Here is a 15,017-nt window from a genome sequence, read left to right on the forward strand (position 1 = left end):
TTCCTGTGGCCGAATCATTCAAAGCTTGCCATTGGTTGATTCAGGGCTTCCCCCCGGTCAATGTGACCCGGCACACTTTCAGGCAGTAGCAATCCAGCAAAGGAGCACCATGCCTGACAACCTTGGCGAGCTGTCCGCCGTCGAACTTTCCGCAGCCATCCGCAACAAGAAGGTCTCGGCTCGTGAGGCTTTGGCCGACCACCTGGCACGGATCTCCGAGATAAATCCGGTGGTCAACGCCGTAGTGACCCTCGAGGCAGAAGGTGCCCACGCTTTGGCACACCGCGCCGATCAGCTCACGGCCTCCGGAACGGAACTGCCGCCCCTCCACGGCGTTCCCATGACCCACAAGGACACCAACAACACAGCCGGGATGCGCACCACCCAAGGCTCGCTCGCCTTGCGTGACTTTGTTCCCGACGCCGACGACCTCATCATCGCGCGCTTGAAGGCGGCCGGAGTCATCAGCACAGGAAAATCCAATGTTCCCGAGTTCGGCGCCGGCTCCCACACGTTCAACGACCTCTTCGGAACCACCACCAACCCCTACGCGCCCACCCTGAGCGCCGGCGGGAGCAGCGGCGGGGTGGCGGCAGTGGTGGCATCCCGCATCCAGAGCATCGGCGACGGCAGCGACATGGGCGGATCGCTCCGCATCCCGGCCTCCTTCTGCAATGTGGTGGGCTTCAGGCCGTCGACGGCGGTGATCCCCATGCCCTCCGACGTCAACGCCTATGCGTGGCTGGGAAGAACCGGCCCGATGGCCCGAAGCGTGGAGGACATCGCCTTGTTCATGTCCGTGACCGCGGGCAGTGATCCACGCGTCCCCTACCCCTCCGGCCTGGACCCCGAAGTCTTCCGATCCAGCCTAAGGACGGACATGCGCGGAGTGCGGATCGGCTGGTCCCGAGACTTCGGCATTGGGGTGCCGGTGGACCCGGAGATAGCGGATCATCTTGAGCGGCAGCTGGCCGTCTTCGAAGACCTCGGCGCGATCGTCGAAGAGGCAACCCCGGACTTCAGCGAAGCAGACTTGGTGTTCGGCAACACCCGGGCCCTTGACTTCGCGGCAGGCCTTGGGCCGATCCTGGAGCGTGCCGGTGACGTTATCAAGCCGGAAGTCCACTGGAATGTGGAGAAGGGGTTTGCCCTGACGGCGCGGGATGTCATTGAGACCGCGGCTGCCCGGACGCGGCTCGAATTGAGCGTGCAGGACTTCTTTGGACGGTTCGATCTCTTCGCCAGCCCCTGCGCCCAGGTCCTCCCCTTTGACGCCACGCTGAGGTACCCGGCAGACATTGCCGGAACGGCCTCGCAAACATACCTGGACTGGATGCGATCCGCCTGCCTCCTGTCTGCAACCGGCCTGCCCGTGCTCAGCGTTCCGGCGGGCTTCAGCTCGGCCGGGCTACCCATCGGCCTGCAGCTCGCGGGGAATCATTACACGGATATGCAGCTGCTCAGGTATGGCCACGCCTTCGAGCAGCAAACCCGGTACGCCGCCGTCGCCCCGGTTATCGCAGCAGGCCGGAGGCCCCTTACGACGGTAAGCGCATGATCCTGCCGCCACGCTTTCTCGCATCGAGAAGGATGGAAACGTCCACGCCGGCGGCGTCCTGTGCCCATTCGGAGGTAGTAATGAAGCGGTAGAGGCCTGCCATGTCCTCTACGGTCACATCAGCCATGATCTGGTAATTTCCGGCGATCGCCGCAGCATATCGGACCGTGGGAAGCTCAGCGAGGCTCTTTCCAACATGTTCCACGTGCTGCGGCGAAGCGCGGATCCAGAGAAGCGCTTCAACGCCAAGGCCAAAGGATGCCGGCTCAACGATTGCCCTCAAGTGGACCTGGTTATTGGTCAGCAACCATTCGCTGCGGCGACGGGCTGTCGCCTCCGAAACGCCAACCCTGCGACCCAAGGCTTCAAAACTCATCCGACCATCGGCACACAGCGCGTCCACCAGCTCGTTGTCCTGGCGGCTCAAATCCTGTCGCGGCACCAAGGCACCGGAATCCTGGGTGAACGTTGAGCGGAGTGCTTCGGCCTTGTCTGCGGAGAGAATTTCCGGCCGCCAACCACGGATGGTCCGGAAGTACCGAAGAACGGGATAACTGGTGGAATCACGCAAACCAATGGTGGCCGGCAACTCATCGGACAAGACCTCCCCCATGCGCGACGGTTCTGTGAGCACCTCTGCCACACAGTCACCGGTACCCGTGGTGGTGTAGACGAAAGTGGTATCGGAGCGTTGTGAAAGCGCGTGGACTGCGGCACGAACCGTCCCGGGCATGCACCGCATTTCCACCAGTACCACCGAGGCTTTAGGGCGGATTCCCACCACAGCCACTGCCCCGGATTCCAGCAACTGCGATCCCCGGCGGGCAACAGTTCGTTCCGCTTCTCCCAAGACGGCGGCCATTTTCCGCCACGGGCAACGCGGATCCAGTTGCAGGGCAGCAACAATCTGCCGCTCCAATGCGTCAAACACCACCATGCCAACTCCGTCCGTGTGCGTCGCTCAATTTCACCACGGACTCCGGCGACGCTATGCCGCGAACACGAGCGGCGTCGTCGGGCCTTAACGGCAGGTGCCCCGCCCCCAATTGAGGGGACGGGGCACTTGCAGTTTAGGGATTCGGATCTAGGCGAAGTCGGAGACTGCCGGGTCCGGGCCAATGCGGCCTTCGGCGCCGCGGTCCAAGCCGTTGATGGCCTGGACGTCGGTGGCGTCCAGCGCGACGCTGAGCGCCGCGAAGTTCTCCTGGATACGGGACTCGGTGACGGACTTGGGGATCACCACGTTGCCGATTGCCAGGTGCCAGGCGATGATGACCTGAGCCGGGGTGGCGTCATGCTTCGCGGCAATTTCAGCCACGGTTGCGCTCTCCAGCAGCTCTCCACCCTGGCCCAGCGGGGACCAGGCCTGCGTGAGGACGCCCTTGGAAGCGTTGAATTCGCGGAGGTCAGCCTGGTTGAAGAAGGGGTGCAGCTCCACCTGGTTGATGGCCGGCACAACGCCGGTCTCGTCGATGATGTGCTGCAGGCCTTCCTTGGTGAAGTTGGAAACACCGATGGACTTGACCCGGCCGCGCTTCTTGAGCTCGATGAGGGCCTTCCAGGTGTCAACGTATTTTTCCTGCTTGGGCTGCGGCCAGTGAATCAAGTAAAGGTCCAGGGTCTCCAGGCCGAGACGGTCCATGGATTCCTCGAAGGCTGCGAGCGTGGATTCGTAACCCTGGTCTGCGTTCCACAGCTTGGTGGTGATGAAGATTTCCTCCGCGGACAGGCCGGAAGAAGCGATGGCACGGCCGACGCCTGCCTCGTTGCCGTAGATCTTGGCGGTATCGATGTGGCGGAATCCGGCATCGAACGCCTGGCGCACTACCTTTTCGGCTACATCGTCTTCAACTTGCCACACCCCGTAGCCGAGCTGGGGGATGGTGTTGCCGTCGTTGAAAGTAAGTGTTGGTGACGAAGTCATGTCTGCCATCCTGCCACCACGAGGCCCGCAAAAGCGTCCATTATTACGCAGATCAGCTATGCGCTTAACTTCTTGCATGCAAGGAATAAGGGCGTACGCCGGTAGTTGCGCACGCCCTCCTTTATGAGGGGGCGACTCAGGCATGCGAACGGGCGGCTCACTGGCTGAGTTGGCGCTCCGCGTCAGCAACTTGCTCGAACACCGATTCTGCCCTGCGCCGGACTGACAACGCACCAACGGGAACGGGTCCCACCGCCAACCTCAACATGGCCGCCGCTTCTGCCGTTGTGGCCAGGGAATTTCCGGCTTTGGACAGGGCACGATGAACGCCGGCAAGTGCTCCCGGAACATCAAGTCCGTCACTCGGAGACCTCTTCTGTGCCTCGACGCAGATGGTCCTCACCCGTGCCGACAATTCGGCCAGCTCATTGGCTATCTCTACCAGCTCGTTGTAAAGCTGCTCATCATCAACGCCTTCAAGGACCTGGTGGTACCGGTCCAGTCCCCGGTGAAAACGGTCGTGGGCACGGCGCCACAGCCCCTTGCCAAGCTCCAGATCGTCCTTCCGCCCTTGTCGGACGGCCCCAAAGAAACCCACCTGCGAACTCAGAGGTACTGACCCGGGCCGTGGTCGGGGTCTTCCCTGCGGCCCTGGGAGGCAGCGCCGGGTGCAGCCGCCCGCTGCGGCTGGCCGTTCTCGCCAATGACGATGCCCGGTGCAATAACAGTTCCCGGCGGGAGCTGACGGAGTTGCATCTGAGCGGCAGCGTGTTCCTTGGCGGCCTGCTGCGCAGCGATCGCAGCCTGAATGCCATGGAACAGACCCTCCAACCAGCCAACGAGTTGTGCCTGCGCAATGCGAAGCTCCGCGTCGGAGGGCGCTTTCTCATCAGGGAAAGGCAAGCTGATCCGTTCCAACTCCTCAATGAGCTCAGGAGCCAGCCCATCCTCGAGTTCCTTAATGGACCTCTCGTGAATTTCAGCAAGGCGGCCGCGGGCAGCGTCATCCAGTGGTGCGGACTTCACCTCTTCAAGGAGCTGCCTCACCATGGTGCCGATCCTCATCACCTTGGCCGGCTCATCAACGAGTTCGTGAAGGTTACCTTTGGGTTTGGCATCCTTGGCCACGTCTTCCGCAAGAGGCTGCTGTCCCGCGGGCTTCTCAAGGCCCTCGTCCAGCGTGGTTCCCTCCACCGGGGTGTCGTCCGAAGGGGTGTCGTCCGAAGCCTCATCCGAGGGCTGAATGTTGTTCAGATCGCTCATCCGTTCATACTCTCACGTGCTTCACGCGAACCCCTGTCCAAGCCCTGATTTTGGACTTCGTTCGTAGCGAAACTTAGTGCCGTCCCCTACCTCAGCAGCACCTGCCCTGGGGGTTGCTGTCCTGCCGGTCCATCCGGTCCCGCCAGAACTCACGTTCAGTCATGGCCGGACCGGAATGGCCGCTGGCTTCGAAGTGCTCAAGGTACTTCCGGTAGGCATCAGCACCCATGAGCGAGCCCATGTAAGTGGCAAAGCCCCGAAGACCCCTAACTACCGTGTTCATCAGCTATCTCCTTCATCAGCCGAGGACTGCATCAGTGATGGCCGGCCTTCTGGGTCCGTTTCTCCGCGGGCAGGGCGTTCCATTCTGCGAGCAACTTCTTCTCGGCAGCCGTGGGGAACAGCCCTGCCGGTGCAAATACCTTGGAAGGAACAGCCGGGTCTTCATGGTCCCGGCCGCCGCCTGCACGGATCGCCTTGATGGTTGCCAGGAGGGCCGCGATGATCACAATGATGCTCAGGGTCACGAAGATTACCGAAAGCACGCCCTGAATCATGGTGTTACGGACCACGGCTTCCATGGCAGCGACTGTCTTGGCAGTACCAAATTCCGTCTTTCCGTCAGCGAGTGCCTTGGAGAACGCCTGGTTATTGGCGAAGTAGCCCACTGCCGGAACGGGCGAGAAAATCTTGTGGAAGCTGGCAGTGATGGTTACCACGGCTGCAAAAGCCAGCGGAACTGCCACGATCCACAGCCATTTGAACACTCCGCGCTTGGCCGTTATGGCCATACACACAGCCAATGCAATGGCTGCCAGGAGCTGGTTTGCGATGCCGAACAGCGGGAACAGGGTGTTGATTCCGCCCAGCGGATCCGTCACGCCCATGATCAGCACTGCACCCCAGGCGGCCACCATGATGGCTGTGCACAGCCAAGCCCCGGGACGTCATGAGGCTTCCTTGAACTTGGGAATGAAGTTGCCAATGGAGTCCTGGAGCATGAAACGTGCAACACGGGTTCCGGCGTCAACGGCGGTGAGGATGAAGAGTGCCTCGAACATGATGGCGAAGTGGTACCAGAAAGCCATCATTCCGGGCCCGCCGATGAACTGCTGCATGATGTGAGCCAAACCGACAGCCAAAGTGGGAGCGCCGCCCGAACGGGAAATGATGCTTTCCTCACCCACGTCCTTCGCGGTCTGAGCCAGCACGTCCGGGGTGATGTTCACGTTGGCCAAGCCAAGGCTGTTGACCCATTGTGCTGCCGACTCCACAGTGCCGCCGGTAAGGGCGAGGGGCGCGTTCATGGCGAAGTAGATGCCGCGGTCGATCGAGATCGCTGCCACCAAGGCCATGATGGCCACGAAGGACTCCATCAACATGCCGCCGTACCCGATGAAGCGGGTCTGCCGCTCCTTCTCAATCAACTTGGGCGTGGTTCCTGAAGAAATGAGGGCATGGAACCCCGAAAGCGCGCCGCAGGCGATAGTAACGAACAGGAACGGGAACAGTGCACCGGAGAACACCGGCCCGTTTTCCCGGCTGGCGAACTCACTGAACGCCGGGACCGTAATTTCCGGCCGCACCACAATGATGGCGAGCGCCAACATCACGATCACGCCGATCTTCATGAAGGTGGAGAGGTAGTCCCGCGGAGCAAGAAGCAGCCAGACGGGCAGGATCGCGGCGATGAACCCGTAAATGATGATGCCCCAGGCAATGGTGACCTTGTCCAGGTGGAAGAAGGCCGCACCCCACTCGGTACCGGCAACAGCCCCGCCGCCAATGATGGCTGCCATCAGGAGCACGAAGCCGATGATGGAAACCTCCATCACTTTGCCCGGCCGGATGAACCGCAGATAAACGCCCATGAACAACGCGATGGGGATGGTCATGCCCACCGAGAACACGCCCCATGGGCTTTCACCAAGGGCATTGACCACTACCAGGGCAAGGATGGCCACAATGATGATCATGATGAGCAGCGTGGCCACCAGGGCTGCCGTGCCACCGATCACGCCGAGTTCCTCGCGCGCCATCTGGCCCAGTGAACGGCCGCCGCGGCGCATGGAGAAGAACATGACCAGGTAGTCCTGGACTGCGCCGGCAAGAACGACGCCGATGATGATCCAGATAGTGCCTGGAAGGTAGCCCATCTGGGCCGCGATAACGGGTCCCACCAGTGGTCCGGCGCCGGCGATTGCGGCGAAGTGGTGGCCGAACAACACATTTCGGTCAGTGCGGACGTAGTCCTTGCCGTCAGCTTTGTACTCAGCAGGAGTAGCGCGGCGGTCATCGGGTTTGAGCAGGTAACGCTCAATGACCTTGGAATAGAAGCGATAGCCGATCAGGTAGGTGCAAACAGCCGCGAAAACGAACCAGATGGCATTAACGGTTTCGCCGCGCACCAGCGCCAGCATGAACCAAGCCACCGCTCCCAGCAGCGAAATGGCAATCCAAAGACCGATCTTGGCCGGGGTCCACCGGTTTTCCTCAGCTTCACGCACGGAGTCCTCCACGGCAGGAGGAGGCAGGGTGGGATCCAGTCCTTCCGCGAGTCCGGTTTGGTCAGAAATCTTGCCCATATCTCCTCCTTGAGAACTGCTGCGGTGCTTCACGTTGCTGCATCCACGACTGTTGCGGCGGGAAACGCTGCGTCAGCTATTTTCTCCTCACCTTAACAACCGACACGGACAGGATAGGGCGGTACACGCCATTCGTCTGCAGGTACGCGGTGAACGGTCCTTTCCTTGCGCCGGACGTCAGCTCTACCGCTTGGGAGCCGCTTGGCTCGCTCCACCGTTCGCCAGGCCTTGCACCATGCGCGCCTCGCAGAGATCCAACCAGCGAACTTCTGCTTCGGCCTGGAAAATCAAGGAATCCAGCACCAGCAGCCAGGCGGTATCGGAGGAGCGTTGATTGGCCGAGACCATCTTTCTGGTCTGTGTGTGCTCCTGCAGGGCTCTGACCGAGACCTCGCGCTGGGACTGGATCACGGCAGAAGTGTCCACTCCCGGGAGGGTGACTGCCAGCGCCAACTTGATGGCGATCTCGTTCCGCGGAGGACTACCGCGGTCCACTGCGCCCGCAAACCACGCCTCGACTTCCTCAGCCCCGGCGTCAGTGATGCTGTAGATGACGTGCCCGCCGCCGTCGTCACCGTCTTTGCTGACCAGGCCGTCGCGCTCGAGCCTGTCCAGGGTGGTGTAAACCTGGCCGATGTTCAAGGGCCATGCGGCACCGGTACGGTCCTCGAATTCGACACGCAGCTCATAGCCGTACCGCGGCTGGTCCTGGAGCAGGGCCAGCAGGCTGTGCCGGATGGACATGTGGCTCCTTGCTGCAGTGACGGACACACGTGGTGGGGTGAATCAGAGGAGCAAGAGGACCTTGCCCACATGCTCGCCGGAGTCAAAGTACTGATGCGCTTCGCGAACCTGCTCCAAAGGGAAGGATTTGGCCACGAGCGGCCGGATCCTGCCGTCGGTCAGCATGGGCCAGACGAACTCGCGGACCGCGGACATGATGATTCCCTTTTCGGCGACCGGCCGCGGCCTCAGCGCCGTCCCGATGACGGCGGCCCTTTTGCTGAGGAGTTGCCCCAGGTTGATCTCTGCCGTTGTACCGCCTTGCAGGCCAATGACAATGAGTCGCCCATAATCGGCGAGCGCATCGATGTTCTTTTGAAGGTATTTGGCACCCACGACGTCGAGGATCACGTCCGCGCCCTTACCTCCGTTGTGTGCCTTAAGGCTTTCAGCAAAGTCTTCTTCGGTGTAGTTGATGGCGATATCGGCGCCGAGGAATGCCTTGGCTGTGCCGACCTTTTCGTCCGTGCCCGCCGTAGTTGCCACCTTCGCACCATAGGCTTTGGCCAGTTGGATGGCCATGGTGCCGATACCGCCGGTTGCGCCGTGGATGAGTACAGTCTCGCCGGGTTGCAGCTGTGCCGTCATGATCAGGTTGGAGTACACAGTGGCTGCAACTTCCGGCAGCGAGGCCGCTGTTATGAGGTCCACTCCTTCGGGAACCCGCAGTACTTGCTCCGCCGGGACTGCCACCTGTTGGGCGTAGCCGCCGCCGGACAACAGTGCCACCACCTTGTCTCCCACGGAGAACGCTTTGGTGACTCCGGGGCCGAAAGCGGCAATACGGCCGGAGACTTCCAGGCCTGGTACTTCCGATGCCCCCGGGGGCGGAGGATAGAACCCTCTGCGCTGCTGGACATCGGCACGGTTCAAGCCTGCGGCCACGACGTCGATCAGGACCTCGCCCTCGCCGGGCACCGGAGAAGGGACCTCCCGGACTTCGAGGACTTCGGGCCCGCCCGGCTCTGAGATGTAGACGGCTTTCATGACGAACTCCCGGTTTCTTGCTTGTCTTCCAGCTCCGGGGCAGGCGCTGGAAGACGTGATGTTTTGGAACAGCGAACTCCCTATGAAACACTACTAGGCGAGGAAGGTTGTCCGAGCGGCCTAAGGAGCTGGTCTTGAAAACCAGTGTGCGGTAACCCCGTACCAAGGGTTCAAATCCCTTACCTTCCGCCAAGAGGATGCCCCGGGTCTGAGGACCCGGGGCATTTTTGTGTCTGCGGTGGGGCTGCTTACGGAACTGAGAACTGACAACCGGAAGATCATTGAAACTGTCAGAGGCCCCGCATAGTGTTCTTTCTGTCTCCATACCGTAGACACCAGCCGCAGCCTTGGCCGCGGCATAACAACAGGAGCCTCACATATGCCCAAGCCTGACATCACTCCCGGTTCCCCTTGCTGGATCGACCTCATGACCTCCGATACGGAGAAGGCAAAGGCTTTCTACACGGCACTTTTCGGTTGGACCTACGAAACCGGAGATCAAGAGAAGTACGGCGGGTACATCACAGCTTCCAAGGACGGCCGGATGGTAGCGGGCATCATGGAGAAGCAGGCGGACATGGGTGCCATGCCGGACCTCTGGTCCACTTACCTGCGTACCGATGACATCAAGGCAACCACAGAGGCCGCTTCCGCCAACGGTGGCCAGGTGCTTCTGGAACCCATGGAGGTCCCGGAGCAAGGCAGCATGGCCATGTACGGGGATGCCTCCGGCGCTGCCATTGGAGCGTGGCAGTTCGGTGAAATGAAGGGCTACGAGGTAGCAGCGGAAGCAGGAGCTCCGGCTTGGCATGAACTCCTTGCGAAGGACTATGGGTCCGCTGTCACCTTCTATGAAAAGGTCTTCGGCTGGGAGACGTCGGTCATGAGCGACACCCCCGAATTCCGGTACACAACGCTTGGCTCCGGTGATAACGCCAAGGCAGGCATCATGGACGCCTCAGGCTTCCTGCCCGAACAGGTTCCCTCCATGTGGAGTGTGTATTTCGCGGTGAAGGACACGGACGCCACCGTAGAGCAAGCCGCTGCCCTGGGGGCCACCATCATGCAGCCTGCCGAAGACACTCCCTTCGGACGATTGGCCACGTTGTCGGACCCCACTGGAGCTGTTTTCAAGGTCATCCAGGACTTGGGCCAGACCTCCTAGTCGTCCAATTATTCGGGCCTTAGCACGGTCCCTCATTGTTGACCCCCGGTCAACCCTCCATTCATCCGTTCGTGTTCAGCTAGGTCCGAGGCAGCTTTACCCGGGAGTAACTTCCCGGCACTCGCCCACTTCACAAAAGAGTGGGCGCAATTCATGGAGCCCCTCGGGGCTCACTGATGAAAGTTCAAACGGATGAAACTTATGCATTGGAAATACCTGTCGGGAACGGTCCTGTCAGTGGGGTTGCTTGCAGCCCCGCTGACAGCCGTCCCTGCCATGGCGGCGGATGATCCAGCCGCATCCGGAACCTCCCCGGTGATGATCAACGAGGCGTATCTCAGCGGCGGAAGCAGCGGTGCCGCGTTCAAGAACAAGTTTGTGGAGCTCTACAATTCCTCGGATGCACCGGTCAGCCTGGCGGGCTGGTCGCTGCAGTACCGGTCAGCCACCGCTACGGCAGCGCCCACGGGGATCACACCGTTGACCGGCAGCATTCCTGCCAAGGGATACTTCCTGGTCAAGGGCGCCACCAATAGCGGCACTTCCACGGCGCCGGAACTGCCCGCCGCGGATGTTCAAGCAACCGGCACGCTGAACCCCGGCGGGACCGCCGGAACCCTCGTCCTGGCCAAGCAGGCAACGGCGGTCTCGCCTCTTCCGGTGGGCTCGGTGACGGGCAACGACGCCATCGCCGACCTCCTCGGCTACGGCACCTCGAATACCTTTGAAACCGCGGCTGCAACAGCGCCCGGCAGCAACACAGACGTCAAGAGCCTGAACCGCACCAACGGCGCGGATACCGACTCCAACGCCGCTGATTTCAGCCTCAGCGCCACCATCACCCCCACTGCCTCCAACGGCGGAGGGACTCCACCGGTTGATCCCCAACCGGAACCCGGAGTGAAGGCCATTGCCGAAATCCAGGGAACCGGTCCAGCCAGTCCCTTTGTTGGCAGCACCGTAACAACCATTGGCAAGGTCACTGCCGTCTACGCAACCGGTGGTTTCAACGGCTACTACGTCCAGACCGCCGGAAGCGGCGGTGAAGGCGCGGGGGCGGCAAGGACGGCGTCGGACGCTTTGTTCGTCTATTCACCCTCGACGACTACAACGGTCCAGCCCGGCGACTACGTGCAACTCACGGGCGTTGTCAGCGAATTCGCTAACCAAACACAGCTCACCGTAGAGGCCGCAGGGTTGAAAAAACTCACCGAGGCGGCACCGGAGGTCAAACCCACGCCATTCTCGCTGCCTGCAAATGAGGCTGCACGGGAAAGCCTGGAGGGCATGCTGCTGGCTCCTCAGGGTGACTTCACGGTCACGGACAACTACTCCCTGAACCAGTACGGCGAGATCGGCCTCGCGGCCGGCACATCCCCCTTGGTACAGCCGACAGCCGTGGCTACGTACGGTTCGGCGGAGTACGCCGCCGTGGTTGCGGACAATGCGCTGCGCGGCATCAAGCTCGACGACGGCGCGTCCACCAACTTCCTCAAGGACGCCACCACCAAGGCCCAGCAATTGCCGTACCTGACCACCTCTGATCCCGTTCGCGTGGGCTCCCCGGCGCAGTTCAGGACCGATGTCATCCTGGGCTACGGCAACAATTCCTGGAAGTTCCAGCCGTTGACTGCGCTGACTCCGGCCAACGCCGGCTCCGTACAGCCTGCGAGCTTCACCGCCTCCCGCCCCGAGGGGCCAGCAGATGTTGGAGGCAACCTCAAACTGGCTTCCTTCAATGTGCTGAACTACTTCCCCACCACCGGCGACCAGTTGGCCGGTTGCGTCTTCTACACAGATCGTGACGGCAACCCGATCACGGTCAAGGAGGGCTGCAACGCCCGCGGTGCTGCAAACGCCGAGAACTTCGAGCGCCAGCAGGCCAAGATCGTCGCGGCCATCACCAAGTCCGGCGCCGACGTCGTATCCCTTGAAGAGATAGAGAACTCGGCGCAGTTCGGCAAGAACCGTGACGACGCTCTGTCAAAGCTGGTGGACGCCCTCAACGTCAAGACTCCCGGCGTCTGGGACTACGTGCGGACGCCCGCCAACGCTCCCCCGCTGGGCGATGAGGACATGATCCGTACTGCATTTATCTTCAAGAAGGCAGTGGCCGAGCCCGTTGGTGAGTCCATCATCCACAACGACACCGTGGTTTTCGCAAGTGCCCGCAAGCCGCTGGCACAAGTTTTCAAACCGGTTGGCGGTGCTGATGACAAGAAGTTCATCGCAATCGTGAACCACTTCAAGTCCAAGGGCTCCGCAGCAACCCCGGATGACACGGACAAGGGCCAGGGTGCCTCGAACATTGCCCGCACCAAGCAGGCTGAATCACTGCTCGCCTTCTCCAAGGACCTCCAGGCCTCCAAGGGCACGGACAAGGTCTTCCTGATCGGTGACTTCAACGCCTACGCCAAGGAAGATCCCATCAACGTCCTCACCGGTGCCGGCTACACCGACCTCGAGGTGGGCACAGGCAAGCACTCGTACCTCTTCGGCGGGATGGTGGGCTCCCTGGACCACATCCTGGCTTCCCCTGCCGCCCACAAGGTGGTCACCGGAACCGACATTTGGAACATCAACTCCGTGGAGTCCGTCGCCTTGGAGTACAGCAGGTATAACAACAATGTGACCAACTACTATGCTCCGGACGAGTTCCGGGCCAGCGACCACGATCCCGTGGTGGTGGGCCTGAACCTGACTACCGAGGCACCGGCAAGCGTTGACCTGCAATTCCTGGGCATCAATGACTTCCATGGCCGCATCGACTCCAACACGGTGCTCTTTGCCGGGACGGTTGAGAAGCTCCGGGCAGCGGCTGCCCCCGGCGCTACCGCTTTCATCTCCGCCGGCGACAACATCGGCGCTTCCCTCTTCGCATCTTCGGTAGCGAAGGACCAGCCCACCATTGACGTCCTGAACGCCTTGGAGTTGCAGGCCTCCGCTGTGGGTAATCACGAGTTCGACGGCGGATGGGCGGACCTTCGGGATCGCGTCGTAGCCGGAGGTACCAACGCAAAATTTGCCTACCTGGGTGCCAACGTCTACCAGAAGGGCACCACCACGCCTGTCCTGCCGGAGTACAAGGTCCTGGACATGAACGGCATGCGGGTGGCAGTGATCGGTACTGTCACACAGGAAGTTCCTTCCTTGGTGACGCCGGCCGGTATTACGGACTTGGAGTTCGGCGATCCTGTGGAAGCCATCAACCGGGTGGCCGCGAAGATCAAGGCCGAGAACCTGGCCGACCTCATCATCGTGGAAAACCACGACGGCGCTGCTTCCGGAACTCCCGAAGGCGCCACTTTGGAGCAGGAAGTCGCAGCCGGCGGACCGTTCGCCAAGCTGGTCAACGAAACCACGCCTGACGTTGCCGCGATCTTCACCGGACACACTCACAAGGAATATGCCTGGGATGCCCCGGTATTGGACGCCAACGGTCAGCCGACCGGCAAAACCCGGCCCATCGTGCAGACCGGCAATTACGGTGAAAACGTGGGCAGCGTAACCCTCACGGTGGACACGGCAAGCAAAACGGTGACGGCTTACAAGGCCGCAGTCGTGGACCGCACCACCGATACCGCTGAAAGCCTCGTTGCTGCCTACCCGCGGGTGGCCGCGGTGAAGACCATCGTGGACAAAGCCCTTGCGGAGGCTGCCGTCATCGGCAACCAGCCCGTAGGTGCCGTAACCGCTGATATCACCACTGCTTTCACCCCGGATCCTGTGGGCGGCGCGCCCAAGCGGGACGACCGCGCCAGCGAATCCACGCTCGGAAACCTCGTAGCGGACTCACTGGTGGACACGCTCAAGGCACCCGAGCTGGGTGCGGCGGAGATCGGCGTCGTGAACCCGGGCGGTCTGCGCAACGAGCTGTACTATGCGCCGGATGGAACCATCACCTACGCTGAGGCCAATGCGGTCCTGCCGTTCGTGAACAACCTCTGGACCACGTCCCTCACCGGCGCGCAGTTCAAGACGCTCCTGGAGCAGCAGTGGCAGACCAACGCCGACGGCACCATTCCCAGCCGCCCCTACCAGCAGCTGGGCGTGTCCAAAAACGTCAACTACACCTACGACGCCGCCCGCCCCGCGGGGGACCGCATCACCGGCATCTGGGTGAATGGTGCCGTGATCGATCCTGCCAAGCAGTACCGGATCGGAACCTTCAGCTTCCTCGCCACCGGAGGTGACAACTTCCGGATCTTCAAGGAAGGAAGCAACACGAAGGACACAGGCTTGGTGGACCGCGATGCATGGATCAAGTACCTCCGCGAGCACAATCCGGTCTCACCGGACTTCGCACGCCGTTCCGTCGCCGTAGCCAACACCACCGCGGCTGAGGTGAAGGCCGGAGACTCCATCGCCCTGGCGGTCTCCAAGCTGAACCTCACCTCCATCGGCAGCCCGGCGAACACAACGCTGAACGCTGTGCTCGTTGATTCCAAGGGCGCGGCAGTTGCCCTCGGCGCGGTACCCGTCACTGCGGGGGCCGCCACGGTGGACCTCAAGGTTCCCGCAGCGGCAGCTGCAGGCACCGGGACCTTGGTGCTCACCGCCGTCGAAAGTGGAACCGTGGTGAAGGCGCTGGTGCAGGTGGCTGAGAGCGGTCCGAACCCGCCGCAGTGCACCGCACCTACCAAGCCGTCCAAGTGGTACGACATCGCGGGATGGCTCCGGTACGCCTTTGCATGGCTGGAGTATCAGAGGTGCCTGAGGGGCTAACCCACTGACAACAGCAGGGCCCTCCAC

The 15,017-nt window shown here is 61.7% G+C and carries 10 protein-coding genes, 1 tRNA gene and 1 pseudogene; 4 read left to right on the top strand and 8 right to left on the bottom strand.

Annotated elements, in window-relative coordinates:
* Window positions 1-109 precede the first annotated feature (109 nt).
* Window positions 110-1,558 carry an amidase gene (locus tag BACI9J_RS17230; protein ID WP_159735442.1) on the top strand — a complete coding sequence of 483 codons (1,449 nt, stop codon included), beginning with the start codon at window positions 110-112 and terminating at the stop codon, window positions 1,556-1,558.
* Here the strand turns inward: BACI9J_RS17230 and BACI9J_RS17235 are convergent.
* From BACI9J_RS17235 to BACI9J_RS17270, 8 genes and pseudogenes are all read right to left on the bottom strand, one after another.
* Window positions 1,539-2,495, bottom strand: a complete 957-nt coding sequence (locus BACI9J_RS17235; protein ID WP_159735443.1) for an AsnC family transcriptional regulator — start codon at window positions 2,493-2,495, stop codon at window positions 1,539-1,541. The genes BACI9J_RS17230 and BACI9J_RS17235 overlap by 20 nt on opposite strands.
* A gap of 147 nt (window positions 2,496-2,642) precedes the next feature.
* Window positions 2,643-3,482: an aldo/keto reductase gene (locus BACI9J_RS17240; RefSeq protein ID WP_159735444.1), complete on the bottom strand. Its 840-nt coding sequence runs from the start codon at window positions 3,480-3,482 to the stop codon at window positions 2,643-2,645.
* A gap of 157 nt (window positions 3,483-3,639) precedes the next feature.
* Window positions 3,640-4,080, bottom strand: a complete 441-nt coding sequence (locus tag BACI9J_RS17245) for a hypothetical protein (protein ID WP_159735445.1) — start codon at window positions 4,078-4,080, stop codon at window positions 3,640-3,642.
* An 8-nt stretch (window positions 4,081-4,088) separates the two neighbouring features.
* A complete protein-coding gene (locus tag BACI9J_RS17250) occupies window positions 4,089-4,745 on the bottom strand; it encodes a bacterial proteasome activator family protein (protein ID WP_159735446.1) in 657 nt (218 codons plus the stop codon).
* 91 nt (window positions 4,746-4,836) lie between these two features.
* Entirely contained in the window at window positions 4,837-5,028 is a 192-nt protein-coding gene (locus BACI9J_RS17255; RefSeq protein WP_159735447.1) for a YbdD/YjiX family protein, read from the bottom strand.
* A gap of 31 nt (window positions 5,029-5,059) precedes the next feature.
* Window positions 5,060-7,330, bottom strand: a pseudogene (locus BACI9J_RS17260) (carbon starvation CstA family protein).
* A 183-nt stretch (window positions 7,331-7,513) separates the two neighbouring features.
* The gene (locus BACI9J_RS17265) at window positions 7,514-8,074 is read right to left on the bottom strand and encodes a PadR family transcriptional regulator (protein WP_159735448.1); all 561 of its coding nucleotides are present in this window, start codon (window positions 8,072-8,074) and stop codon (window positions 7,514-7,516) included.
* A 42-nt stretch (window positions 8,075-8,116) separates the two neighbouring features.
* Entirely contained in the window at window positions 8,117-9,100 is a 984-nt protein-coding gene (locus BACI9J_RS17270; RefSeq protein ID WP_159735449.1) for an NAD(P)H-quinone oxidoreductase, read from the bottom strand.
* A gap of 101 nt (window positions 9,101-9,201) precedes the next feature.
* Here BACI9J_RS17270 and BACI9J_RS17275 point away from each other — a divergent pair.
* From BACI9J_RS17275 to BACI9J_RS17285, 3 genes are all read left to right on the top strand, one after another.
* Window positions 9,202-9,292: transfer RNA gene (locus tag BACI9J_RS17275), tRNA-Ser, on the top strand.
* A 187-nt stretch (window positions 9,293-9,479) separates the two neighbouring features.
* Complete coding sequence (locus tag BACI9J_RS17280) at window positions 9,480-10,265, top strand: VOC family protein (RefSeq protein WP_159735450.1); 786 nt, start codon at window positions 9,480-9,482, stop codon at window positions 10,263-10,265.
* 201 nt (window positions 10,266-10,466) lie between these two features.
* Complete coding sequence (locus BACI9J_RS17285; protein ID WP_159736531.1) at window positions 10,467-14,990, top strand: ExeM/NucH family extracellular endonuclease; 4,524 nt, start codon at window positions 10,467-10,469, stop codon at window positions 14,988-14,990.
* The last annotated feature ends 27 nt before the right edge of the window (window positions 14,991-15,017 follow it).

It is taken from the genome of Arthrobacter sp. 9V, assembly GCF_902506065.1.
In the GTDB taxonomy this organism is placed as follows: Bacteria; Actinomycetota; Actinomycetes; order Actinomycetales; family Micrococcaceae; genus Arthrobacter.

Bases quoted from the DNA above. Each gene is read 5' to 3' on its own strand.
- BACI9J_RS17265 (WP_159735448.1), bottom strand. From the start codon at position 8,074: ATGTCCATCCGGCACAGCCTGCTGGCCCTGCTCCAGGACCAGCCGCGG.
- BACI9J_RS17250 (WP_159735446.1), bottom strand. From the start codon at position 4,745: ATGAGCGATCTGAACAACATTCAGCCCTCGGATGAGGCTTCGGACGAC.
- BACI9J_RS17255 (WP_159735447.1), bottom strand. From the start codon at position 5,028: ATGAACACGGTAGTTAGGGGTCTTCGGGGCTTTGCCACTTACATGGGC.
- BACI9J_RS17270 (WP_159735449.1), bottom strand. From the start codon at position 9,100: ATGAAAGCCGTCTACATCTCAGAGCCGGGCGGGCCCGAAGTCCTCGAA.
- BACI9J_RS17285 (WP_159736531.1), top strand. From the start codon at position 10,467: ATGCATTGGAAATACCTGTCGGGAACGGTCCTGTCAGTGGGGTTGCTT.
- BACI9J_RS17280 (WP_159735450.1), top strand. From the start codon at position 9,480: ATGCCCAAGCCTGACATCACTCCCGGTTCCCCTTGCTGGATCGACCTC.
- BACI9J_RS17230 (WP_159735442.1), top strand. From the start codon at position 110: ATGCCTGACAACCTTGGCGAGCTGTCCGCCGTCGAACTTTCCGCAGCC.
- BACI9J_RS17240 (WP_159735444.1), bottom strand. From the start codon at position 3,482: ATGACTTCGTCACCAACACTTACTTTCAACGACGGCAACACCATCCCC.
- BACI9J_RS17235 (WP_159735443.1), bottom strand. From the start codon at position 2,495: ATGGTGGTGTTTGACGCATTGGAGCGGCAGATTGTTGCTGCCCTGCAA.